The 25728-nt window shown below is 75.4% G+C and carries 16 protein-coding genes; 2 read left to right on the top strand and 14 right to left on the bottom strand.

Annotated features, from left to right (window positions below; genetic code table 11):
• Window positions 1–40: 40 nt before the first annotated feature.
• The 11 genes from FGW31_RS29775 to paaA form a co-directional block, all read right to left on the bottom strand.
• The gene (locus tag FGW31_RS29775) at window positions 41–595 is read right to left on the bottom strand and encodes a Clp protease N-terminal domain-containing protein (protein ID WP_233288723.1); all 555 of its coding nucleotides are present in this window, start codon (window positions 593–595) and stop codon (window positions 41–43) included.
• Window positions 596–755: 160 nt separating this feature from the next.
• A complete protein-coding gene (locus FGW31_RS29770; RefSeq protein WP_142196640.1) occupies window positions 756–1394 on the bottom strand; it encodes a PadR family transcriptional regulator in 639 nt (212 codons plus the stop codon).
• A 167-nt stretch (window positions 1395–1561) separates the two neighbouring features.
• Window positions 1562–2848 carry a kynureninase gene (locus tag FGW31_RS29760; RefSeq protein WP_142196639.1) on the bottom strand — a complete coding sequence of 429 codons (1287 nt, stop codon included), beginning with the start codon at window positions 2846–2848 and terminating at the stop codon, window positions 1562–1564.
• Complete coding sequence (locus FGW31_RS29755) at window positions 2845–3690, bottom strand: alpha/beta hydrolase family protein (protein ID WP_142196638.1); 846 nt, start codon at window positions 3688–3690, stop codon at window positions 2845–2847. Before FGW31_RS29755 ends, FGW31_RS29760 begins: the two co-directional genes overlap by 4 nt.
• Window positions 3680–4528: a tryptophan 2,3-dioxygenase gene (locus FGW31_RS29750; protein WP_142196637.1), complete on the bottom strand. Its 849-nt coding sequence runs from the start codon at window positions 4526–4528 to the stop codon at window positions 3680–3682. Before FGW31_RS29750 ends, FGW31_RS29755 begins: the two co-directional genes overlap by 11 nt.
• Before the next feature lie 34 nt (window positions 4529–4562).
• Window positions 4563–5339 carry an SDR family oxidoreductase gene (locus FGW31_RS29745; RefSeq protein WP_142196636.1) on the bottom strand — a complete coding sequence of 259 codons (777 nt, stop codon included), beginning with the start codon at window positions 5337–5339 and terminating at the stop codon, window positions 4563–4565.
• A gap of 69 nt (window positions 5340–5408) precedes the next feature.
• Window positions 5409–6662 carry a ferredoxin--NADP reductase gene (locus FGW31_RS29740; RefSeq protein ID WP_142196635.1) on the bottom strand — a complete coding sequence of 418 codons (1254 nt, stop codon included), beginning with the start codon at window positions 6660–6662 and terminating at the stop codon, window positions 5409–5411.
• An 8-nt stretch (window positions 6663–6670) separates the two neighbouring features.
• Complete coding sequence (paaD, locus tag FGW31_RS29735; protein ID WP_220511074.1) at window positions 6671–7204, bottom strand: 1,2-phenylacetyl-CoA epoxidase subunit PaaD; 534 nt, start codon at window positions 7202–7204, stop codon at window positions 6671–6673.
• Window positions 7198–8007, bottom strand: coding sequence for a 1,2-phenylacetyl-CoA epoxidase subunit PaaC (gene paaC, locus FGW31_RS29730; RefSeq protein WP_142196634.1), 810 nt, complete (start codon window positions 8005–8007; stop codon window positions 7198–7200). The genes paaD and paaC overlap by 7 nt, the downstream gene beginning before the upstream one ends.
• Window positions 7991–8302, bottom strand: coding sequence for a 1,2-phenylacetyl-CoA epoxidase subunit PaaB (gene paaB / locus FGW31_RS29725; protein ID WP_142196633.1), 312 nt, complete (start codon window positions 8300–8302; stop codon window positions 7991–7993). The genes paaC and paaB overlap by 17 nt, the downstream gene beginning before the upstream one ends.
• Window positions 8299–9438, bottom strand: coding sequence for a 1,2-phenylacetyl-CoA epoxidase subunit PaaA (paaA, locus tag FGW31_RS29720; RefSeq protein ID WP_310740018.1), 1140 nt, complete (start codon window positions 9436–9438; stop codon window positions 8299–8301). The genes paaB and paaA overlap by 4 nt, the downstream gene beginning before the upstream one ends.
• A gap of 369 nt (window positions 9439–9807) precedes the next feature.
• Between paaA and FGW31_RS29715 the strand changes: the two genes are divergently transcribed.
• Together FGW31_RS29715 and FGW31_RS29710 are read left to right on the top strand one after the other, a co-directional pair.
• Complete coding sequence (locus FGW31_RS29715; RefSeq protein ID WP_142196632.1) at window positions 9808–10056, top strand: acyl carrier protein; 249 nt, start codon at window positions 9808–9810, stop codon at window positions 10054–10056.
• Window positions 10056–11540 carry a class I adenylate-forming enzyme family protein gene (locus tag FGW31_RS29710; protein ID WP_142196631.1) on the top strand — a complete coding sequence of 495 codons (1485 nt, stop codon included), beginning with the start codon at window positions 10056–10058 and terminating at the stop codon, window positions 11538–11540. Before FGW31_RS29715 ends, FGW31_RS29710 begins: the two co-directional genes overlap by 1 nt.
• Before the next feature lie 60 nt (window positions 11541–11600).
• On the opposite strand, the gene ccrA is transcribed toward FGW31_RS29710, so the two are convergent.
• The 3 genes from ccrA to FGW31_RS29695 all read right to left on the bottom strand — a co-directional run bounded on the left by ccrA (window position 11601) and on the right by FGW31_RS29695 (window position 25465).
• Window positions 11601–12830, bottom strand: a complete 1230-nt coding sequence (gene ccrA / locus FGW31_RS29705; protein ID WP_142196630.1) for a crotonyl-CoA carboxylase/reductase — start codon at window positions 12828–12830, stop codon at window positions 11601–11603.
• A 73-nt stretch (window positions 12831–12903) separates the two neighbouring features.
• Window positions 12904–16707, bottom strand: coding sequence for a type I polyketide synthase (locus FGW31_RS29700; protein ID WP_142196629.1), 3804 nt, complete (start codon window positions 16705–16707; stop codon window positions 12904–12906).
• The gene (locus FGW31_RS29695; protein ID WP_142196628.1) at window positions 16700–25465 is read right to left on the bottom strand and encodes a non-ribosomal peptide synthetase; all 8766 of its coding nucleotides are present in this window, start codon (window positions 25463–25465) and stop codon (window positions 16700–16702) included. The genes FGW31_RS29700 and FGW31_RS29695 overlap by 8 nt, the downstream gene beginning before the upstream one ends.
• Between the last annotated feature and the right edge of the window lie 263 nt (window positions 25466–25728).

Below are 25728 nucleotides of genomic sequence, written 5' to 3'. Positions count from 1 at the left end.
ACAGGCACCGACAGGAGCGTCATCCCCTGTGGCACCTGTCTCAACCGCTGGACTCCCCGGGGCCGGTGCCGGCCGGGGCGTCGAGCCGGCCGTGCAGTTCGAGGTGGTCGATTCCGGCGCGGGCCAGCACCTCGACGGCGCGCGCCTGCGGGTCCACGAGGAGCGCCGCGAGCAGGTCCGTTCCGCGTGCCGGTGCCCGGCCGTCGCGGGCGGCGCGCTCCCGGGCGTACTCCATGCAGCTCGCGGCCAGCGGCGAGAAGCCGGCTACCTCGGCCACCGCGGGGACCAGGCCGGAGTCCTCCACCGCGCTCTGCCAGCGCAGGCCGTAGCCGATGCTGCGCTGAACGAGGTAGCCGAGCAGCCGCGCGGTGCGCGGCCCCTCGCCGAAGAGGGCCCTCACCTCGGCGTCCGACTCCAGCAGCGAGTGCAGCAGGTGGGCGGTGTCGATCTGGCGGTCCCCGTCGCGGACCGCCCGCCGCCGGGCACCGGCCACCACCGCTGCCAGTTCGTCGCTGAACACGGCACCGCTGTCCGCGCGCCGGCTTCCCTGCTCCGGGAGTTGCCGGGCCGGCTGCCGGGGGTTACGGGATTGCACATCCTCCACCCCATCAGCCCCCGGGGCCCGGGACATCCCCGGCGGGAAGCATCTTGGCGTCCCACAGGAAGTGGACATCCCGGGCCGGAATCTCCTCCTTGGGAAGGAGATCTGGGCGTTGTGCACCGAGCGGCGCGCGCCGCTTTGCCCCGCGCCCCGCTCAGTCCTCGTCGGCGAGGATCAGGTACAGCTTCTTGCGGGCCTCGTTGATGACGGCGAGGGCCTTGTCCCGCTGGTCCTTGCTGCCGGTCTTCCAGACCTGGCCGAAGGCCTCCATCAGCCCGAACCCGGCCTGCCGGATCTCGCTCAGCGCCTCCCAGTCGACCCCGCGCGAGGCCTCCTCCCAGGGGGCCTCGGGACCTTCCCCGGCCGCGTCGCGGCCGGCCGCGGTGAGGGAGAACAGCTTCTTGCCGCCCTCGGACGCGCTGGCGATCAGCCCTTCGTCCTCCAGCAACTGGAGGGTGGGGTACACCGATCCGGGGCTGGGCTTCCACGCCCCGCCGCTGCGTTCGGCGATCTCCTGGATCATCTCGTAGCCGTGCATGGGCCGTTCCTTCAGCAGGGCCAGGATCGAGGCCCGTACGTCACCGCGCCGCGCCCTCCCCCTCGGTCCGCCGCGTCCTCGCCCGCCCCAGGGCCCGCCGTGGCCGAACCCCGGGCCGAAGGGCCCGCCGGGCCCGCCGGGGCCACCGGGACCGAACGGCCCGAAGGCGGCCCGCAGGCGCTCGAAGTCGCCCCGGCCGCCTCGCGGACCGCCGTGACCGTGTCCGTGCTCGTGCTCGAAACCGTGCGTGTGCATCGCCACCACTCCATTCCATCGTTGATCTGTCGCGATGCTTCAACGATATATCGGAATGTGTCGTACGACAAGGCCCTGCCCCGGCCCGGCAACGACGGGGCCGTCAGGGCGTCCCGGGCCGGTGGAGTGGTCGTCCGTTGCGTTGCGCGGCGGTGGTCGGCGCCGGTTCAGGTCACCGTTCCGGCGGCGGGGGGCGTCGGGTCGTAGGCGCCCTCCCGGGCGATGTCGCGCAGGTGCGCCGCGGCGGTGAGCACGTCCCGGTGGCTGGTGTAGAGGGCATTGACGCCGAAACGCAGCAGGTCGGGTGCGCGCATGTCCGCGAGCACACCGCGCTCGGCGAGGGCCCGCACGAGTCCGTGGGCGTGCGGGTGGCTCAGGGCGACCTGGCTGGCGCGCCGGTCCGGATCGGCGGGTGTCACCGGCGTGAAGCCGAGCGGCGTGAGGAGTTCGTCGGCGCACCGCAGGAAGAAGGAGGTCAGGGAGAGGCTCTTGGCCCGGACCCGGGTGAGGTCCACACCGTCGAAGGCGGTGAGTGCCGCTTCGAGGGCGAGCAGGGACAGGACGGGCGGGGTGCCGATGCGGGCGCGGGAGATGCCCGGGGCCGGTGTGTAGTCGCGGCTCAGGCCGAACGGGTCGGCGTGGCCGTTCCAGCCGGTGAGCGGGGTCTCCAGCGCGGCGTGGTGACGCCGGGCCGCGTACAGGTAGGCGGGGGCGCCGGGCCCGCCGGAGAGGAACTTGTAGCCGCAGCCGACCGCCAGGTCCACGCCGAGGTCGTCGACGCGCAGGGGCAGCGCACCGGCGGCGTGGCACAGGTCCCACAGGACGAGGGCGCCCGCGTCGTGGGCGGCCCGCGTCAGCGCCTCCATGTCGTACAGCTCGCCGGTGCGGAAGTCGACGGGCGAGTAGCTGACCACGGCGACCCGGTGGCCCTCGGCCCCGAGGAACGCCGCCAGGTCGTGCGGGGGCACCCGCCGCACCTGAAGGCCCCGCTGCCCGGCGACCGCGTCCGCCAGGTAGCGGTCGGTGGGGAAGTGCCCGGGGTCGGTGACCAGCAGCGGCCGGTCCGGGCGGAGCGCGGCGGCGGCGCTGAGCGCGGTGTACAGCTGCACGCTGGTGGAGTCCCCCGCGACCGTCTGCCCCGGCGCGGCCCCGATGAGCGCGCCGACGGCGTCGCCGACCCGCAGCGGAGCCTCCCACCAGCCGTTGGTGTTCCACGATCCGATCAGGTCGGTGCCCCACTGGCGGGTCACCGCGTCGGTGAGGGCCGGCGGCACGGCGGCGGGCAGCGGGCCGAGGGAGTTGCCGTCGAGGTGGACGACGCCCTCCGGGAGCAGGAAGCGGTCCCGCAGGTGGGCCAGCGCGTCGTCGGCGTCCAGCCGTGCGGCCGACTCCCGCAGTGCGCTCGGTGCGCCGTCCGCGCGGCTCGCGGTCCGCGGTGAGGGTGTGGTGGTCATCGGCGCGCGGCCTCCTCGTCCGGCCGGCCGGGCCGCGCCGCGGCGGCGGCCGACATCTCCCGGAGGGTCTCGGCGACCGCGCGGGCGCCGGGCGCCTCCGGTTCGATCAGGGTGTAGTGGCCGGTGCCGGGCAGGACGACCGTCCTGAGGTCCCGGTGGACGGCCGCGTAGTCGCTGAACTGGGTGAGCGGGACCTCCTCGTCGGCCGCGCCGTGCAGCAGCACCGTGGGCACCCCGGTGGTGCCGGCGTCACGCAGCAGGGTGAGCGGGTCGACCTCGGGCAACCGTTGGTCGAACAGCTGCGCTCCGCCGAGGAGTTGGAGGGCCGCGCCGTTGCTGAGGTCGTCCCGCCGGGTGGCGGTGAGGTCGGTGATCGGCGCGAGGGCGAGCACGCCCGTCGGCAGGGTGCGGGTGTGCCAGCGGGAGCCGGACGGCAGCAGGGCCCGGGCGGCGCACCACAGCGCCAGATGGCCTCCGGAGCAGTGGCCCGCCAGCACGTGGGGCCGGCCCTCGGGCAGGGTGTCGACGATCCGGGCGACGTCGTCGAAGGTCTCCGGGTAGCCGCCGGCGCCGCCGGAACGGCGGAAGCCGGGCAGCAGGACGTCGAAGCCCTGCCGGGAGAGCCAGGCGGCGAACGGCGTCAGGTGCATCCGGTCGTAGCGCCAGTAGCCGCCGTGCAGCAGGATCACCAGCGGGGCGCCGGGCTCATCGGCCGGCCAGGCGTCGTAGACCTGGTGGGGGTGGTCCCCGTAGCGGCCGTGCACCGGTGCGAGCACCGGCTTCAGGCTCAGGACGCGCCGCTCCTCCTCGGCGGCGAACGCCGAGACGACCCTAGACGTCACCGCGCACCTCCCACAGCTCGGGGAAGACCGGGCGTGCGGCGCGCTGTTCGAGCCAGGCGAGCCCCGCCGAGCCCGCGCTGCCGGGTTTGGAGCCCATGGCCCGGCGCACCACCAGGACGTGCTCGAAGCGCCAGCGGGCGACGAGTTCGGCGATGTCGGTGAGCAGTTCGCCGAGCGCCAGGTGCGCATGGTGCTGCGGCCCGGCGTAGACCTGCCGCCACATCTCCACCACGCCGGGGTCGGAGGTGTACGGAGTCGTGACGTCCCGTTCCCGAACGTGCCGCGGGACGGGCAGGCCCTGCCGGTGCAGATGTGCCAGCACCTCGTCGTACAGGCAGGGTTCGCGGTAGGTCTCGGCGAGCGCCTCGTGGACGGCCGGGTCGCCCCGGTGGGCGCGCAGCAGCCCGGCGGACTTGTCGCCGAGCAGGAACTCCAGGTGCCGGTACATCGCCGACTGGAAGCCCGACGCCCGGCCGAACGCGGCCCGGAAACCGTTGAACTGGGCGGGTGTCAGCGCGGCGATGGGCGCCCAGGCGCCGTTGAGCGCGGTCAGCGCGCGGCGGCTGCGGACCAGCGCGTCCGTCGCCGCGTGCGGCTCGTCCTTCACGAACGCCGTTCGCGCCGTGCGCCATTCGTGCACGATCAGGGTGAACCACAGCTCCATCACCTGGGTGGTGACGAGGAAGCCCATCTCGTCCGATGACTCGGTGAGCGGGTGCTGCAGGGAGTTGAGGACGGACGCGTGCACGTACGTGTCGTAGGGGCTCGCGCCCTCGAAGGGCTGGGTCAGGGAGTCGTCCGTCACCGGATCGGCGAGAGCGGACGTGCTGTTGTTCATCGCATCTCCTAGTGCTGCGGCCGGGCGGCGGGCGTCACACGCCGAGGTGGACACCGCCGGAGGCGTCGATCCACTGGCCGGTCGTCCAGCGCGCGTCGTCGCTCGCGAGGAAGGAGACGACGTCGGCGATGTCCGACGGGGCGCCGAGCCGGCCGAACACGGAGGCCTCGGAGTACCTCCGGCGGATCTCCGGGACGGCGAGGGTGGGGTTGATCTCCGTCTCGGTGTAGCCGGGCGCGACGGCGTTCACCGTGATGCCGCGGGGGCCCAGTTCCTGGGCGAGGGCCAGGGTGAGGTAGTCGAGGGCGGCCTTGGTCATGGTGTACGACACCAGCGCCGGGAAGGCGACGCGGGTCGCGACGGAGGAGATGTTGACGATCCTGCCGCCGTCGCGCAGCCGGTCCAGGCCGCGCTGGACGATGAAGAACGGCGCCTTGGTGTTGATCGCGAACACCCGGTCGTAGTCGGCCTCGGTCACGTCGGCGATGCGGCGCGGGACGGTGATGCCCGCGTTGTTGACGAGGACGTCCAGGCCGGGTTCGGCGTCCCGGGCGGCCAGGGCCCGGTCGAAGGCCGACCACAGGGTGTCGGCGTCGCCGGGCACACCGAGTTCGGCGTGGACGGGGAACGCCCGGCCGCCGTCGGCCTCGATCTCCTTGACCGTGCGCTCGGCCGCCGCCTCGTCGTGCCCGTAGTGGACGGCCACCAGGGCGCCCTCACGGGCGAGTCGGTGGCAGATGGCCCTGCCGATGCCCCGGCTGCCTCCGGTGACCAGGGCGGTCTTTCCCTCGTGGCGGGCGGTGGTGGTCAACGTCTGTCTCCTTACACGGGATCGCTGCTGCGGTGGGTGGGTGTGGCGTGGCCGCGGGTGCGGCGCGGGTCACGCGTCGAAGTCGAGGGTGAGCTCGGCGGAGCGCGGCCGGGCCCGGCAGACGAGGGTGTAGCCGGCGGCGCGGTCGCGTTCGTCCAGCGCGTGCTGTCCGCGGGCCGCCACCTGCCCGGAGAGGACCTTGGCGCGGCAACTGCCGCACACACCCTCCCGGCAGGCGTACGGCACGTCGGGGTCGGCCCGCAGCAGCGCGTCGAGGACGGCCGTGTCCTGCGGCAGGACCGTGGCGTACCGGCGGCGGCCGCCGAGCAGCACGGTGATGCGGGTGGTTCGGGCGGGCGGGGAGGTTTCGGTGAGTGGGGAGGGTGCGGCGGTCGGCGAAGCGCCGGAGGACGGGGACGGGTCGGCGGGCGGGGACGGGTCGGCGGACGGGGACGGGTCGGCGGGCGGGGACGGGTCGGCGGACGGGGATGCGTCCGTGGATTCCCCTGGTGCGGCGGCCGTGGTGAACAGTTCCCGGCGGACCAGCGCCGGATCCGCTCCGGCGTCCGCCAGGACCCGCCGCGCGGTGGCGACCAGTCCGGGCGGGCCGCACAGGGCGTGGGCGGTGTCCGGTGCGGGCCGGGCGTCCAGGGCGGTGAGCAGGCGGTCCAGACCCGCGCCGTCGAGCCGCCCGCCGAGCGGCCCGCCCCCGTGGGCGGTGTCCTCACCCGTGACCACGTACAGGACGGTGAACCGGTCGACGAACGCGTCCTTCAGTTCGGCCAGTTCGTCGGCCAGCAGCGCGTCGCAGGAGGTGCGCACCGAGTGGACCAGGGAGACCCGGCAGGCCGGGTCCCGGCGCAGCACGTCGGCGGCCATCGCGGCGAGCGGTGTGATGCCGGAGCCGCCCGCGAGCAGGACGTGGTGGCCGCCGGGCAGGTCCGGGAGGGCGAACGTGCCGGTGGGGGGTGAGAGTTCGAGGTGGTTGCCGGGCGCGAGGCGGGTCGTGGCGTGGGCGCCGAAACCGTCGGGCGAGCCGCGTTCGATCACCAGGCGCAGTGCCGTCGGGTCGTGCGGCGGCGGGCACACCGAGTAGCTGCGGCGCAGTTCCCCGCCGGGGCGGCGGTGCCGGACGACGACGTGCTGGCCGGGCCGGTGCGCGAAGACCGCGCGCAGCCCGGCGGGCACCTCCAGGGCGACGGCCACCGCGTCGGCGGTGAGGCGGCGCACCTCGGTGACCTCCAGCGCGTGCCAGCCGGTCCGCCGGGCAGGGCCGGTGCGTGGCTCGGAGCGGGCGGTGGGCGGGATGGCTGCGGTGTTCACGGTCTGCCTCACAGCGCGGTCAGGTGGGGGAAGGGCTCGCGGCACGCCGTGCACCACAGCACCGACTGGCAGCGGGACGGGCCGAAGGGGCTGTGCGGCCGGGTGGCGCGCGAACCGCAGCGCGGGCAGGGCACCGCGCCCAGCTCCACGGCGACCGGACCGTCCGGCGCGGATGACGCGGATGACGCGAGTGACGCGGGCGGGGCGATGCCGTGGGCGGTGAGTCTGCGCCGGCCCTCGGGCGTGATGCGGTCGGTCGTCCAGGGCGGGGAGAGGACCTGCCGTACGCGGCCGTCGGGATGGCCGCAGGCGGCCAGCACGTCCCGTACCGCCGCGGTGATCGCGGGCATGGCGGGGCAGCCCAGATAGGTGGGGGTGATCTCCACCTCGAGGACGCCGTCGGCGGCCGGGGCGACCGAGCGCACCACGCCGAGGTCGCCGAGGCCGATCACCGGCAGCTCCGGGTCGGGGACGGCCTCCACCCGTTCCCGCACCTCGCGCACGGAACGGCGGGCCGTGGCCGGCGCGGGCCCGGTCACCAGGTGCCTCCGGGGAACCGGCGGTGCACCGACTGCAGTTCGGCGACCAGCAGGCCGAACTCCTCGGTGTGCAGGCCGTCCCGGCCGCCGCGCGCCCGCCAGGAACCGGCGGGCACGGTGAGCCCGGCGCGCGTCACCACCTCGGTGACCCGCCGCTCCCACTCCGGGCGCAGCGGCGCCGGCGAGGGCACCGCGCCCGACGCGGCCAGGCGCCGCACCACGTCGTCCTCGTCGAACAGTTCACCGGTGTACGGCCACACCCGCTCCAGGCCCTGCCGCATCCGGCGGGCGCTCTCCGGCGTGCCGCGGCCCAGCCGCAGGGTCCAGCGGTCCGCGTGCAGCCGGTGGAAGGCGACCTCCTTGGCGGCGCGTGCCCCGAAGGCGGCGAGTTCGGCGTCGGCGCAGCCGGCCAGCGCCTCGTAGTACAGGACCGCGTAGTGCGTGTAGGCGAGTTGCCGGGCGACGGTCACCGCGAAGTCGCCGTTGTGCAGTTCGGTCAGCAGGGCGTTGGTGAACTCGCGTTCGGAGCGGGTGAAGGCGAGGTCGTCCTCGGTGCGGCCGGTCCCGTCGAGCCGCCCGGCGCGGGTGAGCAGGACCCGGGCGTGGCCGATGAGGTCGAGGGCGATGTTGGACAGCGCCAGGTCCTCCTCGATGGTCGGCGCGCGCGTGATCCACTGGCACAGGCGCTGCCCGAGGACGAGGGCGTCGTCCCCGAGGCGCAGCAGGTGCACGGCGAGGTCGGCGCCGTCCGGTGCGGGCGGCGTGCCCGCCGCGGTGCGGGCCGGGGCGTCACTCGTGGTCGTCACCTTCGGGGCCTTTCTCGGTCAGCGGTGCGAAGTGCTCCGGGTACCGGTACGGCTTGTGGCGGGCGCCCGCGAAGTACGGGTCGCGTTCGTCCGGGGAGGCCGCGTGCACGGCGTCCGAGCGGACCACCCACAGCGACAGCGGGTCGCCGCGGCGCGTGTACAGGTCGCGGGCCAGGGCCAGCGCGGCGTCCGGGTCGGCCGCGCGCACCGACCCGACGTGCTGGTGGGCCAGGCCGCGGCGGGCCCGCAGGAAGACCTCCCAGGACGCCGGCGCGCCCTCCCGTGCCCGGCTCACGCGTCCTCCCCCGCAACCCCGCCGGCACGGACGGCGCACGCGCCGGTCTCCCCCGTGCCCTCCTCCGCACCGCCGACGAACACGGCCCCCTCCCCCGCACCGACGGCGACCGCGGCTTCGTCCTCCGCTTCCTCCGCCGCGCCGTCGTCCGCACGGGCGGCGTACGCGGCGGCCGCCTCCCGCACCCAGGCGCCGTCCTCGTGCGCGGCCCGGCGGTGCGCGATCCGCTGCCGCGCCCAGACCGTGTCGTCGCCCAGCGCCTCGCGGTAGACGTCCCAGTCGACCGGGGTGAAGTCGTAGTGGCCGCGTTCCTCGTTCCAGCGGATGGCCGGGTCGGGCAGCGTCAGGCCGAGGCGTTCGGCCTGCGGCACGCACTGGTCGACGAAGCGCTGGCGCAGCTCGTCGTTGGTGTGGCGCTTGATGCCCCAGGCCATCGCGCGGCGGGAGACGGCGGCGCCCAGTGCGGCGGTCCGCGCGTCGGCGCCGCCCGCCTCGGTGTCCGGCGGGCCGAACATCAGCGCCACGGCCGGCAGCCACCAGCGGTCCACCGCGTCCTGCGCCATCTCCTTCTGCTCCGGCGTGCCCTCGCACAGCGCGCGCATCAGGTCGTAGCCCTGCCGCACGTGGAAGGCCTCCTCCTGGCAGACGCGGCGCATCGCGCGGGCGTACGGACCGTAGGAGGTGCGGCACAGCGGCGCCTGGTTGATGACGGCGGCGCCGTCCGTGAGCCAGGCGATGGCGCCGGTGTCCGCCCAGGTCAGCGCGGGATGGTTGAAGGTGGCCGAGGCGCGCTGCTGTCCCCGGTGCAGGGCGTCCAGCAGGTCCGCGCGGTCCACGCCGAGCGTCTCGGCGGCGGAGTACAGGTACAGGCCGTGGCCCGCCTCGTCCTGGACCTTGGCGATGAGCACCGACTTGCGGTGCAGGGAGGGGGCCCGGGTGAGCCAGGCGCCCTCCGGCTGCATGCCGATGATCTCGGAGTGGGCGTGCTGGGCGATCTGACGGATCAGCATGCGCCGGTACCCGTCGGGCATCCAGTCGCGCGGTTCGACCGTCCCGCCCTCGGCGAGGAGCGCGTCGAAGTGCGCGAGCAGCTCGTCGTCGTCCACGGCCGCGGCCGTACCGGCCGGCGCGTTCACGCGGCACCGCCCGCACGCACGGGGTCGGCCGCGGTGGTGCGGTCGGCCGGGCACCGTCCGGCGGCCCGGACCCGTACCGGTACCGGATGCCTGGGCACTCGCATCACTCCTTCGGGTTCGGCCCGCCCGCCCGCTGCCGGCCCGGGAGCGGGCGGGCGCGGGACGGGGCGGAGGAAGGTGGGGTGGGGGGAATCTCGTGCGGTAAGAGGCCCGGCGCGGGCCCCCGCTATCCCCGCCGTCGCGGTCCGGACGCGTGACAAAGCTCACGCAGTGCCGTGGGGAGTGGGAGCGGCGCGGTCCTCCTCTTGTGGAGGTGACAGTCGACACCCGCACGGCGGCCGGCACGCGCCGGGGCGAAAGGGGAGAACCATGAGCACCATCAGGGAGTTGCTGGTCGAACTCACCGGCACGACCGAGTACGCGGACACCGTCGGCGACGACGTCGACCTCGCCGCCAGCGGTATCGACTCCGGCGATCTGGTGCGGCTCGTCCTGCTCGTGGAGCAGCGGCTCGGCGTGGAGATCACCGCCGAGGACATGGAGCGGCTGCGCACCATCGCCGACTACGAGCGCTTCGTGGCCGAGCACTCGGTGGCCGGGGCCACCGGTGGTGCCTGATGTGGCTGACCCAGCTGCTGGAACGCAACCGCCAGTGCTTCCCCGGCCGGACCGCGCTGGTGGACGAGGAACGGTCCGTCACCTGGGCGGAGTTCCACGACCGCACGGTGGAACTGGCGCGAGGACTGGCGGAGCTGGGCATCGGGCGCGGTGACCGGGTCGCCGTGCTCTCCAAGGACCGCATCGAGGTGCTGGAGACCTACTTCGCGCTGGCCCGGCTCGGCGCGCTGTTCGTGCCGCTGAACCACAGCCTGGCCGTGCCCGAGGTGGCCGGCCTCGTCGGGCGGGTCGGCGCGGTGGCCGTCCTCGGCGAGTCGGAACTGCTGGACCGGCACACCGAGTTGCCGCCTCCGGTGCGGATCCGGATGGCCTTCGACAAGCCCGCCTTCGCGGCGCTCGGCACGGTGGCCCGCGAGCGGGAGCTGCCGCACGTGGCGGACACCGACCCGATCGCCGTGCTGCACACCTCGGCGACCACCGGGCAGGCCAAGGGCGTCACCGTGGACAGCGGGTCGTTCCGGGCCATCGCCCTCGGCTGGCTGGTCATGGCCCGGCCCACCGACGACATCGTCCTGGTGAACTGCTGCCCGCTGTACCACGGCAGCATGGTGGTGTCGCTGACCTACATGGCGGCGGGCGCCACCGTGGTGCTGATGCCGGGCTTCACCCCGCAGCGGGCGCTGTCCGCGGTGGCACGGCACCGCGCCACGCACCTGTGGATGGTGCCGCAGATGCTGCGGTTCATGCTCCAGGCCAAGGGCTCGCACAGCACCGACCTGTCCTCGCTGCGGGAGGTCCTGTACGGCGCCGCCCCGATGCCGCTCGACGTGTACGCCGAGGCGGTGCGGCGGCTCGGCTGCGGCTTCCGTCAGGTGTACGGGATGACCGAGGTCGGCGGTCCCTTCGTCACGCTCGGCCCCGACGAGCACCCCGCCCCCGGGGACGTCACCGCCCGCATCCCCTGCGGGCGCGTGGTGCCGGGCATGTCCGCCCGCGCGGTGGACGAGGCGGGCCGGGAGGTGCCGTGCGGCGGCATCGGCGAGATCGTGGTGCGCGGGCCGGGCGTCATGCAGGGCTACTGGAACGACCCGGAGGCCACCCGCGAGATCACCCTCGACGGCTGGATCAGGACGGGCGACCTGGGGTTCGTCGACGACGAGGGGCGCATCCACCTGGTGGACCGCACCAAGGACGTCATCATCCGCGCCGGTCAGAACGTGTACCCGTCGGAGATCGAGCGCGCCCTGATGACCCATCCGGCGGTCCGGGACGCCGCGGTCGTCGCCCTGCCCGACGAGGACTACGGCGAGGTGCCCCTGGCGTACGTCGTCGTGGACCCGGACGCCGGCACGCGCCCGGCGGAGCTGCTGGGGCACGTCGCGGGTCTGCTCGCGCCGTACAAGCGGCCGCGCCGGGTGGAGTTCATCGATCAGGTGCCGCGCAACCCGGCCGGCAAGATCCTCAAGAAGCTGCTGCGGGCCTGACGGCGCGTGCGACGAGGGGCGGGGTGGTGCTCACCCCGCCCCTCGTCGATGTCTGCGTTCTCACGCAGGCGCGTTGACCAGCGCCGCCATGTTGCCCGCCGGGTGGCGGTTGTCGTGGATGAGCTGGTGGGCCAGGCCGATCTCGTCGAAACCGAAGGTGCGCGACAGGCACGGGTCGAGGAAGCCCTGGTCGATCAGACGGGTCACCTCCCGCGCCTCGCGGGCGGAGGCGACGTGCGAGCCCTGCAGGCGCTTCTGCCGCATCCACAAGAACCGCAGGTCCACGTCGCCGTTGTAGCCGGTGGTGCCGCCGCAGATGACGACCATGCCGCCGTTGTCGCACAGGTACATCGAGGTCGGGACGGTGTCCGCGCCCGAGTGCTCCAGCACGATGCGCGGGCTGCGCCGCTCGCCGAGCACCTCCCAGAAGCGCCGGCCGAAGGCGCGGGCGCCGGCCAGCCAGCGGCGCATCGCCTCGTCGTCGGACGTGTCCGGCATGCGTCCCCAGTGGTCGAACTCGCGCCGGTCGATCCAGCCCTCGGCGCCGAGCTTGAGGCAGAACTCGCCGCGTTCCTCGCTGGAGACGACCGCCACCGGGATGCCGCCGACGTGCCGGACCAGCTGGATGGCGATGCAGCCCAGCCCGCCGGCGCCGCCCCAGATCAGCACCGGGTCGCCGGGGCGCACCGTGTGCGGCTCCCAGCCGAACAGCTGCCGGTAGGCGGTGGCCGCGGTCGCCATGTAGCAGGCCGCCTCGGCCCACGACAGCCGGGCCGGCTTCGGGTGGAGCATGTAGTCGTCGACGACGGCGAACTGGGCGAAGGAGCCGTAGTTCTCCTCGTAGCCCCACACCCGCTGGGTGGTGGAGAAGGCGGGGTCGGCGCCGAGACGGATGTCCTCGGCCTTCTCGTCCCAGCGGCTGGCGAGGACGACGACCTCGTCGCCGAGCCGCACCCCGCGCACGTCCTCGCCGAGCGCCCACACGATGCCGGACAGGTCGGAGCCGCCGATGTGGAAGTCCTCGGTGGCGCCCGCCTTCTGACGCGCGGCGATCACGTCGAGCGGCGAACCCAGCGCCGCCCACACGTTGTTGTAGTTGATGCCGGCCGCCATCACCTTCACCAGCACCTGGCCGCGGCCGACGGGCGGCACGTCCACGACCTCGGTGCGGAAGGCGTCGACGGGTTGCCCGTAGCGCTCGCGGCGGATGAGCGAGGCGTACATCTTCCTGGGGACGGTGCCGATCTCGGGCGCGTCGCCGAGTTCGTAGAGGTCCTGGGTCGCGGTCACATGGGTCTCCTGAACGGTCGGGGCGTGAGTCGGTGGGCCGGGGCCACGGAACGGGGCGGCGCGCCGGGCGGCATCAGCCGGTGATCCCGCGCAGGGCCTTGGCGACCGCCGCGCCGATGCGGGCGATCGGCTCCGGTTCGGTCATCTCGTAGTGGCCGCACGGCACTTGGTGGTCGTGCAGGGTGCCGTCGACGTGGGGCCGCCAGGCGTCGGCCTTGCCGGCCGCCACCGCCAGGTCGCCCGGGACGTCCGCGGCCCGCTCCTCGGCGGCGCTGAAGAACAGCACGTCGCCGTGGAAGACGCCCGGGGCGAACTGCGGTGCGATGCGCAGGTTGTTGCGCATGACGGAGGCGATCGCGGCCGCCTCCTCGCGGGTCACCGGAGAGGCGGCGGGGTCGGCGGCGACGCGGGCGCCGATGCGGTCGAGGACGGAGTCCACGTCCGGCACGCCGGCCTCCGGCGGCAGCCCGGCGACCCGTGACAGCAGGGCCGCCACCTGGCGTTCGGCCGCGTCGGGGTCGTGGCGGGTGCCGTGCGGCTGGGGGGCGTCGAGCAGGGCGAGGAGTTCGACCCGTTCGCCGCGCTCCTGGAGCGCGCAGGCCATGGCGTGCGCCACGAACCCGCCGTACGACCAGCCCAGCAGCCGGTACGGCCCGTGCGGCTGCACCTGCCGCACCAGCTCCAGGTACGCGGTGACCATGGCGTCGGCGTCCGGCACGGGCGGGCGGGTGCCGTCGAGGCCGGTGGCCTGGATGCCGTACACGGGCTGGTCGCCGCCCAGGTGGGGCAGCAGGCCGGTGTACCGCCACGACACGCCCGCCCCGGGGTGGACGCAGAACAGGGGCGTGGCGGTGCCCTCGGCGCGCAGCGGCAGCAGCGGGCCCAGCGCGGCGCCGCCCGGCGCCTGTGCCGTCTCCTCCTCGGCCGCCGCGAGGACTCCGGCCACCGTGGGCGCGGCCATCAGCTTCGCGGCCGGTACGTCGAGGACTCCGGCCCGGCGCAGCCGGCCGGCCAGCAGCACGGCCCGCATCGAGTCGCCGCCGAGGTCGAAGAAGTTGTCGTGGACGCCGATGCCGCCGATGCCGAGGGTCTCCTCCCACAGCCGGGCCACCGCACGTTCGCCTTCGGTGCGCGGCGGCACGTGCTCCGTGGTCAGCCGGGGCCGCGGGGCGAGGGCCGGGCCCCGGTCCGCCGCGGCCGGGATGTCGGGCGCGGCGGGGCCGGTGCGGGCGCCGGGGGCGTCGATCCAGTGACGCTGCCGCTCGAAGGCGTACGGGGGCAGCGGGACCCGGCGCGGGGTGCCCGGCACCGGCGGGAGGGCGGTGTCCACGCCCGCGCTCCACAGCCGGCCCAGGGCCTCCGCGAGGACGAAGCCGTCGGACGCCTCGGCCTTGGCGTGCCGCATCGTGGTCACGGTCACCGGCGCCTCGTCGGTGAGCCGGGCGGCGGCCAGCTTGGTGAGCGTGTCCCCGGGCCCGATCTCCACGAGGACGGGACGCAGCCGCTCCCACAGGGCGGCGATGCCGTCGGCGAACCGCACGGTGTTCCTGGTGTGGTCGACCCAGTGCCGTACGGAGGTGGCCTGCGCGTCGGTGGCCCAGGTGCCGGTGACGTTGGTGACGTACGGGATGCGCGGCGGGCGCAGCGTCACCGTGCGCAGATGGTCCTCGAAGGTCCCGAGGACCGGGTCGAGGACGTGGGAGTGCGCGGCGACCGGGATGCGCAGCCGGCGGAACGGGACGCCCCGGCGGGCCAGTTCGGCCTCCAGGCGTTCGACCGCGTCGAGGTGTCCGGCGACGGTGCAGGCGCCGGGGCCGTTGACCGCGGCCAGCGACAGCTCGTCGTCGAGCAGCGGCGTCACGTCCTGCGCGGGAGCGGCCACGCCGACGGTGGCGCCGCCCGCGGAGGCGATCAGCCGGATGCGTTCGGTGACCAGGGGCAGCATGTCCTCCAGGTCGATGACGCCGGCCAGGCAGGCCGCCGTGTACTCGCCGAGCGAGTGGCCGATGAGCGCGTCGGGGCGCACGCCCGCCTCCATGAGCGTGCGGGCCAGGGCGTACTCGGTGACCACCAGTCCGAGGAACGCGGCGGTGTCGCCGGGGTGCTGCTGCTCGAAGAGGGCCGTGCGCAGGTCGGTGCCGAGCGCGGGCCGCAGGATGCGGGCGCACTCGTCGACGGTGTCCCGGTAGACCGCGTGGTCGCGGTAGAGCCCGGCGCCCATGCCGGCGTACTGGGTGCCGCCGCCCGGCAGCAGGAACGCGACGCGGGCCGGTTCGTCACCGGTCGGCGGGGTGGCGGGGGCGGCGGCGCGCAGGGCGTCCAGGGCCTCCTCGCGCGAGGCCGCGGTCACGGTGAGGCGGTGGCGCAGCGCGGGCCGGTCCGCGCGCAGGGAGTGTGCGACGTCGTCCAGGCGCAGGTCCGGCCGCCGGTCCAGGTGGCGGGCGAGGGCGTCCGCCTGGCCGCGCAGGGCGGCGGCGGTGCGCGCGGACAGCGGCAGCACCAGACGCCGGTCCTGCGGTGCCGGGCGCGGTGCGGCGGGTGCGGCGGGCGGCGCCTCCTCCAGGACGACGTGGGCGTTGGTGCCGCCGATGCCGAAGGCGCTGACGGCGGCCCTGCGGGGGTGGCCGTCGGCGGGCCAGTCCTCCAGTGCGGTGGGCACGCGGAACGGTCCGGAGGCGAAGTCGATGAGCGGGTTGGGCCGGTCGAAGTGGAGGCTCGGCGGGATCTGCCGGTGCTCCAGGGCGAGGACGGCCTTGATGAGTCCGGCGATGCCGGCGGCCGCTCCCAGGTGGCCGATGTTGGTCTTCACCGAGCCGAGCGCGCAGAAGCCGGTCCGGTCGGTGCTCTGCCGGAACGCCTCGGTGAGCGCGGCCACTTCGATGGGGTCGCCGAGGCGGGTGGCGGTCCCGTGCGCCTCGATCAGCCCGATGGTGCCGGCGTCGACCTCCGCCTGGGCCTGCGCGGCGAGGACGACCTCGGTCTGTCCGGCGGCGCTGGGCGCGCTGAAGCCGACCTTGCGGCGCCCGTCGTTGTTGACGGCGCTGCCGCGGACGACGGCGCGGATGCGGTCGCCGTCGGCGAGGGCGTCCTCCAGGCGCTTGAGCACCACGGCCCCGACGCCGTCGCCTGAGGAGGTGCCGGCGGCGTCGGCGGCGAAGGCACGGCAGTGGCCGTCGGGCGAGAAGGGGCCGTCGGGCACGTGCCGGTAGCCGAGCATCGCGGAGGGGTTGAGGGAGACGGCGGCGGCGAGCGCGGTGTCGCACCGGTGGTCGAGCAGGTCCTGGCAGGCGGTGTGCACGGCGACGAGTGCGGTGGAGCAGGCCGTCTGCAGGGACACGCTGGGGCCGGTGAGGCCCAGTTCGTAGGAGACGCGGGTGGCGAGCGTGCCGAGGGAGTTGGCGGTGGCCGCGTGGACGAGTTCCACCGAGCCGGGCTGCCCGGCGTGGTGCGGGTACACGTGGGCGGGGTAGTAGCGGCTGTCGCCGCTGCCCGCGTACACGCCGAACGTGCCGTTGGTGCGGGACCGGCCGAGGCAGCCGGCGTCCTCCAGGGCGTGGTAGGCCGTCTCCAGCAGCAGCCGCTGCTGCGGGTCGACGACGGCGGCCTCGGCGGGGCTGTAGCCGAAGAAGTCCGCGTCGAAGCGGTCCATGCCGTCGACGACCGAGGCCATGCGGACCAGCGAGGGGTCGTCGAGGTCGCGGCGGTCGCCGCCCGCGGCGAGGAACTCCTCGTCGGTGACGGGCCGTACCGATTCCCGGCCGGCCGCCAGGTTGTCCCAGAAGGCGTCCAGGTCGTCGGCGCCGGGGAAGCGGCCCGCCATGCCGATCACGGCGACGGCGGGTGCCTGCTCGTCCAGCGGGTCGGTGGTGTCATGCATGGCCTCGGCCCCTCTCCTGCCGTGCCGCGCGGCGGGCACGGGCCGCGCGTTGCCGTTGTGCTTGTTCCTTGGCGCGGTCCAGGCCGCTCGGCGCGGGCGCGGCGGCCTTCGGTGCGGGGTGCGGGCCCGGGGACGCCGGGGCCGGTTCCCGGTCGTCCGGTGCCTGCGCCGGCTGCGCGCCCGTGGTGGGGCCGGTCCGGGCCGCCAGGTGGCGGGCGAGGTCCCGCACGGTGGGGTGCGCGAACAGGTCGACGACCGAGAGGTCCGACTTGAAGGCGCGGTTGACGGCGCTCTGCGCGGTGACCAGCAGCAGCGAGTTGCCGCCCAGGTCGAAGAAGTTCTCGTCCCGGCCCACCCGGTCGCGTCCCAGGACCTCGCACCACACCTCGGCGAGACGGCTCTCCAGCCGCCGCGCCTCCTCGCCCGCGTCGGCCCGGCCCCGGCTCTCGGTGGCCCCGGCCGAGCGCAGCACCCGCTCGCCGGTCAGGCCCGCCGCGCGGGCCGCCTCCTCGGCCGCGCGGCACAGGGCGCCCAGGTCCGTGCCGTCCGCCAGACCGACGCGTGCGGCCAGGCGCCGCACGGGGCGGGCGGGGGCGTCGACGTGGCTGCGTACCCACGGGGCGGTGCGGTCGGCGCCGATGAGCAGGTGCGGCTCGTCCAGGGTGCGGGCCAGGTCGAGGGAGCGCAGCGCGGCGGTGGTGTCGAGCAGCCGGTAGCCGCGCGCCTCGGTGAGCGCGGTGAGGCCGTAGCCGCGGCTCATGCCGCGGTCGCGCCACATGCTCCAGGCCAGGCTCTGCGCGGGCAGGCCGAGGCGGCGGCGGTGCAGCGCGAGGGCGTCCAGGTAGGCGTTGGCGGCGGCGTAGGCGGCGTTCAGGGCGCCGCCGAACCAGCCGTTCACCGAGGAGAAGGTGAGGAACGAGTCGACCGGGTGGTGCTCGGTGAGGCGGTGCAGCGTCCACGCGCCGTCCGCCTTGGCCCGCAGGGCCCGGCGCCAGGTGGCGGGGTCGAGTTCGCCGACGGGGCGTTCCACGAGGGTTCCGGCCAGGTGCAGCACCGATGTCAGGGGCACTCCCCACGCTTCGGCGGCGGCGTCCACCGCGGCCCGCACCTGCGCCAGGTCGGTGACGTCGGCGCAGGCGTAGCGGACCTCACCCAGCTCGCGCAGCCGCCGCAGGGCCGCGCCGCGCGCGGACGCGGTTGCCGGGACGTCCGGTTCGGGCAGCGGGGTGCGTCCCAGGATCAGCAGCCGGGTGCCGGTGGTGCGCAGCAGATGGGCCGCGACCTCGCCGCCGACACCGCCCAGCCCGCCGCTGACCAGCGTGAACCCGTCGCGCGCCGGTGGCTGGGTGCGGGGCGGGGTGTCCGGCAGCGGGGCCAGGCGGCGCACGTAGCGGTGTCCGCCGCGGTGGGCGACCTCCGTGTCGGACGGGGCGGTCGCCGTCTCGGCGAGCAGGACGGGCAGCGGGTCGCCGTCGTCCGCCGCCAGGTCGAGGTGGGTGCAGCGCAGCCCGCCGATCTCCTCGGCCAGTGACTTCAGCAGGGCGCCCGCCATGGCGTGCGCGGGTGACGGACGGTCGTCGGGGTGGACGGCGAGGGCGCCCGCCGTCACGTGCACCAGGTCGACGGTGCGGGGCCGGCCGGTCCGGGCGGCGAGGGCCCGGGCGAACGCGAGCAGGCGGGCCGTGCCGGTGTCGTCCGCCGGTGCCGCCTGCGGTGCCCGGCCGGTGCTCAGGCCGTCGAGGTGGAGGACGGCGTCGACCGGTCGCAGGTCCTGCTCCAACCGCTCCAGCAGCGCGCTGTGGTCGGCCTCCTCGGCGGGCCGGACCCGGTGGCGGGCGGCGTCGAGCCGGGCGTACCGCGTCCCGTCGGTGACCACGGTGCACAGCCCGCCGGCGGACCGCAGCGCGTCGGCGACCTGCCCGGCGAGCCGGTGGACGCGCGGGTCGCCGCCCGCGAGGACGAGGGTGTGCCGGCCGGGCGGGACGGTGGCGGGCCGGTGCGCGCGGGCGCGCCGCCACACCGGCCGCAGGAACCAGTCGGGCACGGTGGCGGCGGTGCCCAGCAGCAGCTGGGTCCGCCGGACCTCCTCGTCGAAGGCGCCCGCCTCGAAGCTCTTGCGCATTTTGGTGCGCTGGATCTTGCCGATCTCGGTCTTCGGGACGGCGTCGGCCTCCACCGGGATCAGGTAGGCGGGGCTGACGCCGATCTCCCGGGTCACCTTGCCGGCGATCTCCCGCAGGGCGGTGGCCGTGTCACCCGCGCCGGCGTCGGAGAACTCGGGGGCGAGGTGGAAGAACAGGGCCAGTTCGTCGGTGGGCGCGGACGGGTCGGAGCGCACCGCGACCGCGGCGGTGAAACTGCGCACGACGTGCGGGAGTTCCTCGACGCAGGCCTCGATCTCGTGGCTGTAGTGGTTGACGCCGTTGACGATGATGACGTCCTTGGCGCGGCCGGTGATGTACAGCTCGCCGTCGCGCAGGAACGCCAGGTCGCCGGTGTCGAACCAGCCGTCCTCGGTGAACGCCTCCGCGTTGGCGCCCGGGTTGTCGTGGTAGCCGCCGGTCACGGAGGTGCCGCGGACCTGGAGCCGGCCGGCGTCGCCCTCGGCGCGCACCGTGCCGGTGTCGTCGACGATCCGCATGGCGAACCCGGGGTAGGGGCGGCCGCAGCTGACGAACGGCCCCTCGGCACCGTCGGGTTCGCCGGGCAGCACGGCGTCGGTGACGACCGAGCAGGTCTCGGACATGCCCCAGCCGGGGTGCATCACGTCCTGCGGCAGGCCGAACGGCTTGAGCGCGTGCAGGAAGCGGCGGGCCGCGGCGGCCACGACGACCTCGCCGGCGTTCATCACCAGCCGCATCGGCGACAGGTCCCAGCCGCGGTCGGCGAAGCGGTCGGCGTGCTCGGCGAGCAGCCCGAACGCGAAGTTGGGCGCCCAGGTGACGGTGACCCGGTGCCGGTCGGCGAGGTCCATCCAGCGCGGCGGGTCCTGGAGGATCCAGGAGGTGGGCGCGTGGATCTGACGGCAGCCCAGGTACACGTCGCGCAGGTGGAACATCACCACGCCGGTGACGTGGTCGAGCGGGATCCAGTTCAGGGAGACGTCGGCCGCGCCGAGTTTGTTCAGCTGCTCGGTGGCGGCGGACCGGGTCAGCACGTTGCGGTGGGTGAGCCGCACCGCCTTGGGCAGTCCCGTGCTGCCGGACGTCATCAGCATCAGCATCAGGTCGTCGGGCCTGGCGGGGTGCCAGTCGTGGTCCTCGGGCGCCTCGCGCAGCGCGTCGGCCGTGGTCAGCCGCAGCCCGGGCCAGTCCTGCCGGGCGGCGAGGGAACGCAGAGCGGACTCGCGGCCGGCGGAGCACACGATCCAGGGGCGGCCGAGCATCCGCCAGATGCCCTCCAGCTTGGTCAGGGCCGCCGAGGCCGTGTCGTAGGAGGCGGGGACGGTCAGCGGGACGGCGACGAAGCCGCCGAGGACGCAGCCCCACAGCACGGCGAGGAAGTCCTCGGTCGCGTCGCACTGGAGGATCACCTGGTCGCCGGGGCGCAGTCCGGCCCGCCGCAGTCCGGCCAGCACGCGTGAGGCCTCCGGTACGAGGGAGGCGTAGCTGCGCCGGTGCTCGCTGCCGTCGGCGTGGACGTGGACGATGTCGCCCTCGGCGCGTTCCGCGGCGCGCCGCAGGGCCTGCGCCCAGCTCGCCACCGACGGTTCGGTGAGGGCGGGGCCCTCGCTGAGTGCCGGGACGGTGGACGCCGGGCCGGTGCCGGTGGCCCGGGCGGGCGGTTCGGGGCGTTCGGGCAGGCCGGCGTGGCGGCGGCCGAGTTCCTCGGGGACGTTCTCCGCCGACACCTCGGCGCCGGTGACGCCGGGGAGGCGGGCCAGCCGGTCGCGCCAGGCTTCGGCGGCGGTGCGGTCGGCCGTGGGCAGGGCGCGCAGCGCGTCGGTGTCGACGGCTCCGTCGTCGCGCAGGGGCAGGGTGCTGACGGCCGTGACGCGTGCCGTGCCGTGCCCTGTCCGGTGCAGGACCTCCTCGACGCGTTCCGCGGCGTCGGCGCGTCCCGGCACGACGTACAGGTGCGGCGGGCCGCCGTCGGCACCTGCAAGGGCGCGGGCGTCGCGGATGCCGGGCACGGACAGCGCGGCGGCCTCCAGTTGCGCGGTGCCGGGCGCGGTCGGTGCGGGAGTGCGCTGCGGAAGGGCCGGCAGGTCCGCGACGCGGACGCCGGGATCGGCGCCCACGGTGCGCAGCACGTCGTGCAGGGCGCGCGCGAACGCCTCGGCGGTGCCCGCGTCGTACAGGTCCGTGGCGAACTCGACGTGGAGCGCGAGGCCGTCGGGGGCGCCCTCGGGTGTGCGGTGTTCCAGGACGTCGACGAAGAGGTCGAACTTGGCGGTGCCGGTGGCGGTCGGCCGCAGCCGCGTCCGCCGGCCGTCCAGCCGCAGTTCGGCGGGCTCGTTGTTCTGCAGGGCCAGCATCACCTGGAACAGCGGGTGCCGGCCGGGCGTGCGGGGCGGGTTGAGTTCCTCGACTAGGCGGTCGAAGGGCAGGTCCTGGTGGTCGAGGGCGGCCAGGTCGGCCGTGCGCAGCCGGGCGAGGAGGTCCGCGAAGGCGGGGTCGCCGGAGGTGTCGGCCCGCAGGACCAGGGTGTTGGTGACCAGCCCGATCAGCTGGTCGAGGGCGGGGTCGGTGCGGCCCGCGACGGGGGTGCCGACGACGATGTCCTCGCCGGCGCCGCAGCGGGTGAGCAGGGCGCTCAGCGCGGCGTGCAGCACCATGAACAGGCTGGCGCCCGCCCGGTCGGCCAGGCCCAGCAGGTCCCGGTGCACGGCGGCGTCGACGTCGGCCGCCACGTGGGCGCCGCCGCCGAGCGGGGCGGCGGGACGGGGCCGGTCGCCGGGCAGCGTGCACTCCTCGGGCAGGCCGGCGAGCGCCGTGCGCCAGTGGCCGGTCAGCCGTTCCAGCCGGCCCGGTCCGTCCGGTGCGGGTGCCAGCAGGGCGCGCTGCCACAGCGCGTAGTCGGCGTACTGCACCGGCAGCGGCTCCCAGTCGGGTGCCCGGCCGGCGCGGCGGGCCGCGTAGGCGGTGCTCAGGTCCTCGGCGAAGGGCCGCAGCGACCAGCCGTCGGCGGCGCTGTGGTGCAGCACGAACAGCAGCGTGCGGTCGGTGCCGGTGCCCAGCAGCCACGCGACGAGGGGACTGTCCGCGGTCAGGTCGAAGCGGTGCCGCAGGGCGGCCGTGACATGGGCGGCGGTCTCCGCGGCGGGGCAGTCGACCTGGCGCAGCCGCGGGCGCGTCCCGCCGGGCGGCAGGACGCGCTGGTACGGGACGCCGTCGTGCTCGGCGACGACCGTGCGCAGGATCTCGTGGCGGTCGGCCAGGTCGCCGAGGGCCGCGCCGAGCGCCTCGGTGTCGAGGTCGGCGGGTGCCGGGACGAGGAGGGGGATGTTGTAGGTCGCCGCCGCGTCGTCGAGCCGGTTGAGGAACCACATGCGTTCCTGCGCGAAGGACAGCGGCACGCGTTCGGGACGTACGGCGCCGCCCGGCGCGGGGCGCGGGAGGGTGACCGTGGTGCCCGCCATGCCCGTGGTGTCCGTGGTGCTCGCGGTGATCCGGCGGGCGAGGGCGGCCGGGGTCGGCGCGTCGAACAGCGCGGTGATGGGCACCTCGACGCCGGTGTCGTGCCGCAGGCGGGCCAGCAGCCGGGTGGCGAGCAGGGAGTCGCCGCCGACGTCGAAGAAGTTCACGTCGGTGCCGACGCTGTGCCGCGGCAGCCGCAGCACGTCCTCGAACAGGGCGCAGACCAGGGCTTGTTCGGGGGTGTCGGGGCGGGCGCCGGACGCGGCGGCGGCGAAGTCGGGGGCGGGCAGGGCGGCGGTGTCCAGCTTGCCGTTGGCGGTCAGCGGCAGGGCGTCCACGGTGACGCAGGCGGCCGGCACCATGTGCTCGGGCAGGCGGGCCGCGGCGTGGGCGCGCAGGTCGGCGGGGTGCGGCGGTTCACCGCCGACGGGCACGGTGTAGGCGACGAGGTGCTGTGCGCCGTTGGCGGCGCGGCGGACCACGACGGCGGCCCGGGTGACGCCGGGGTGGGTGGCGAGGACGGCCTCGATCTCGCCCGGTTCGACGCGGAAGCCGCGGATCTGCACCTGGGCGTCGGCCCGGCCGAGGTAGTCGAGGGTGCCGTCCGCGCGGCGCCGGGCCAGGTCGCCCGAGCGGTACATGCGGGTGCCGGGCGGACCGTGGGGGTCGTCGAGGAAGCGTTCGGCGGTCAGGTCGGGCCGGTTCAGGTATCCGTCGGCGACCCCGGCGCCGGAGACGTACATCTCACCGGTCGCGCCGGGCGGCACCGGGCGCCCGTCCGCGTCGAGCAGGTGCACGCGCAGGTCGGCGAGCGGGCGGCCGATGACGGCGGCGCGGCGCGGGTCGTCCAGGTCGGCGCGGGTGAGGCGGTGGTGGGTGACGTGCACGGTGGTCTCGGTGATGCCGTACATGTTGGCCAGCGCCGGGCGGTCCAGGCCGTGCCGGTCGGCCCAGGGGCGCAGGCGCTCCGGGCGCAGGGTCTCGCCGCCGAACACCACGTGGCGCAACGCGCCGGTCCCGCCGCCCCGTTCGAGGTCGGCGTCGATCAGCTGCTCGAAGGCGGAGGGCGTCTGGTTGAGGACGGTCACGCCCTCCCGGTGCAGCAGTTCCAGGAAGTCGCGGGGCGAGCGGCTGACGGCGTACGGGACGACGACGAGCCGGCCGCCGTGCAGCAGGGCGCCCCAGATCTCCCAGACGGAGAAGTCGAAGGCGTAGGAGTGGAACAGCGTCCACACGTCGTCCGCGCCGAAGTCGAAGTGGTCCGCGGCGGCCAGGAAGAGGCGGACGACGTTCGCGTGCGGCACCGGTACGCCCTTCGGGCGGCCGGTGGAGCCGGAGGTGTGGATGATGTAGGCGGTGTCGGACGGGCTCGTCGGCCCGTGCCGGTCGGCGTCGGTGAGGTCGGCGGCGGACCTGCGGGCGAGGCCGGCGGCCGTCTCCGGGTCGTCCAGCACGACGACGGGGCAGGCGGTTCCGTCGGCCGTGGCGGCGTGGGCCCGTTCGGTGACGAGTACGACGGGTGCCGCGTCCTCGGCGACCAGCCGCAGCCGCTGCGCCGGGTGGCCGGGGTCCAGGGGCAGGTAGGCGGCGCCGGTCTTGAGCACGGCCAGCAGGGCGGGCAGCAGCCGCGCGCCGCGGTCCAGGGCCAGCGCCACCACGCGGCCCGGTCCCGCGCCGTGCTCGGTCAGCAGCCGGGCCAGGCGGTTGGCCTCGGCGTTGAGTTCGGCGTACGTGAGGTGTTCGTCGCCGCAGGTGACGGCGGTGCGCCCGGGGACGGCGGCCGCCTGCCGCTCGAACAGCTCGGTGAGGGTGTGCTCGACCGGGTGGGTGCGCACCGGTTGGTCACGGGGGTGCTCGCCCGGCAGCAGCAGGTCCAGGTCCCGCAGCGGTGTCGTGGGCGGGGCCTCGGCCAGCCGGCGCAGCAGGGTGAGGAACCGCTCGCGGTGCAGGGCGAGTTCGTCCTCGTCGTAGAGGGCGGGGTTGGCGTCGAGGGCCAGCCACAGGCCGCCGGGCCGGGCTCCGGGCCGTACCGATATCTGCAGGTCGTCGACGGCTCCGCCGGACAGGTGGTGCCAGGTGGTGGGGTGTCCGTCGAAGACCGGTGACTCGTCGAACGGGACGATGTTGAGCACCGGCCCGTACAGCCGGCGTCCGGTGCCCAGCAGGCCGAGGTCGCGGCGCAGGAACTCGCCCCGGTACTGCTGGTGCCGGCGCAGGGCCTTCAGTTCGTCGGCGACGGCGCGCACCAGGTCCGCGACGGGCGTGTCCGGGGCGGCGGCCACGCGCAGCGGGAGGACGTCGGAGGCGGTGCCGGGGGTGCGCAGGGCGGCGCTGCCGAGCCGGCTCATGGTGGCCAGGCCGAGCACCAGGTCCTCGGCGGCGGTCATCCGGTGCAGGTAGGCGGCGGTGGCGGCGGTCAGCAGGTCGGTGCGCGAGACGCCGAGCCGGGTCGCGGCCGTGTCGAGCGCGGCGGTCTCGGCGGGCTCCAGTTCGGCGGTGCGGCGCAGGAAGGGCGCGGTGGGTGCGGCGCTGCGGGAGGTGAGCCGGGCGGGCTCGGGCAGGCCGGCCAGCCGCTCGGTCCAGTGGGCGCGGTCGCGGGCGTACCGCTCGGACGCGCGGTAGGCCGCCTCCTCCGCCTGGAGCCGGCTCACCGGGGCGAATCCGGCGGGTTGCGGTTCGCGTCCCTCGGCGAGCGCGTTGTACGTCTCGGCGAGCCGGCGGCCGAGGAGCTTGTAGCTGTAGCCGTCGAGCAGGATGTGATGTGCCCTCAGCAGCCAGATGTGCCGGTCGGCGGCCAGGGTCAGCAGGGCGTGCGCGAACAGCGGGCCCTTCTCGAGGTCCACGGGGGTGGTGAGGTCCGCGCGGATCCACTCCCGGGCGGCGGCCTCGGGGTCCGCCGCGTCCCGGACGTCGACGCGGTGCAGCGGCCAGTGCTCCGCGTCCGGTGCGCGGTGGCAGCGGGGACCGTCGTCGGTGTCGACGAAGCGCAGGGCGAACGTGTCGGCCTCGGCGACGGTGCGGCGCAGCGCGGTCTCGAAGCGGCCGGTGTCGAGGGGGCCGTGGATCTCGACCGCCTCGGCGGTGTTGTACGCGGCGCTGTCCGGCGCGAGCCGTTGGGCGTACCAGAGCCCTTCCTGGGCCCCGGACAGCGGTCGACGTTCGTCGTCCTGGAGTGGCATGAGCACAACCCTCACGTGGCAGCCGTGGTGTCCCGGCCGGCGAGGGCCGGCCGGTTCGGGCGGGTGCGGCCATCGCCCCGTACCGCCCGCGCGTCGTCGTACGCGCCGGGCCGGGTCGAGGGGGGAATACGGGGTCGCACGCCGGGGCCGTGGGGGTTCGCGTCGCCCCACCGCCGGTTCTACGGCCCCTCACGGTGCGGCAGGCAAGCCGAAAGGGTCAAGGCCGCAACGGGTCCGCGGACGCCAATTCAGGTATTCCCCTG

The sequence above is a fragment of the Streptomyces calvus genome, assembly GCF_006782915.1.
Classification (GTDB): Bacteria; Actinomycetota; Actinomycetes; order Streptomycetales; family Streptomycetaceae; genus Streptomyces; species Streptomyces calvus.
The sequence above is the reverse complement of the archived record's forward strand: the minus strand, read 5'-3'. Positions and strand labels throughout refer to the sequence as shown.

Excerpts from the sequence above, each read along its gene's own strand:
- FGW31_RS29760 (WP_142196639.1), bottom strand. The coding sequence starts at position 2,848 with ATGACCACCACACCCTCACCGCGGACCGCGAGCCGCGCGGACGGCGCA.
- FGW31_RS29710 (WP_142196631.1), top strand. The coding sequence starts at position 10,056 with ATGTGGCTGACCCAGCTGCTGGAACGCAACCGCCAGTGCTTCCCCGGC.
- FGW31_RS29700 (WP_142196629.1), bottom strand. The coding sequence starts at position 16,707 with ATGCATGACACCACCGACCCGCTGGACGAGCAGGCACCCGCCGTCGCC.
- FGW31_RS29715 (WP_142196632.1), top strand. The coding sequence starts at position 9,808 with ATGAGCACCATCAGGGAGTTGCTGGTCGAACTCACCGGCACGACCGAG.
- FGW31_RS29695 (WP_142196628.1), bottom strand. The coding sequence starts at position 25,465 with ATGCCACTCCAGGACGACGAACGTCGACCGCTGTCCGGGGCCCAGGAA.
- FGW31_RS29770 (WP_142196640.1), bottom strand. The coding sequence starts at position 1,394 with ATGCACACGCACGGTTTCGAGCACGAGCACGGACACGGTCACGGCGGT.
- FGW31_RS29750 (WP_142196637.1), bottom strand. The coding sequence starts at position 4,528 with ATGAACAACAGCACGTCCGCTCTCGCCGATCCGGTGACGGACGACTCC.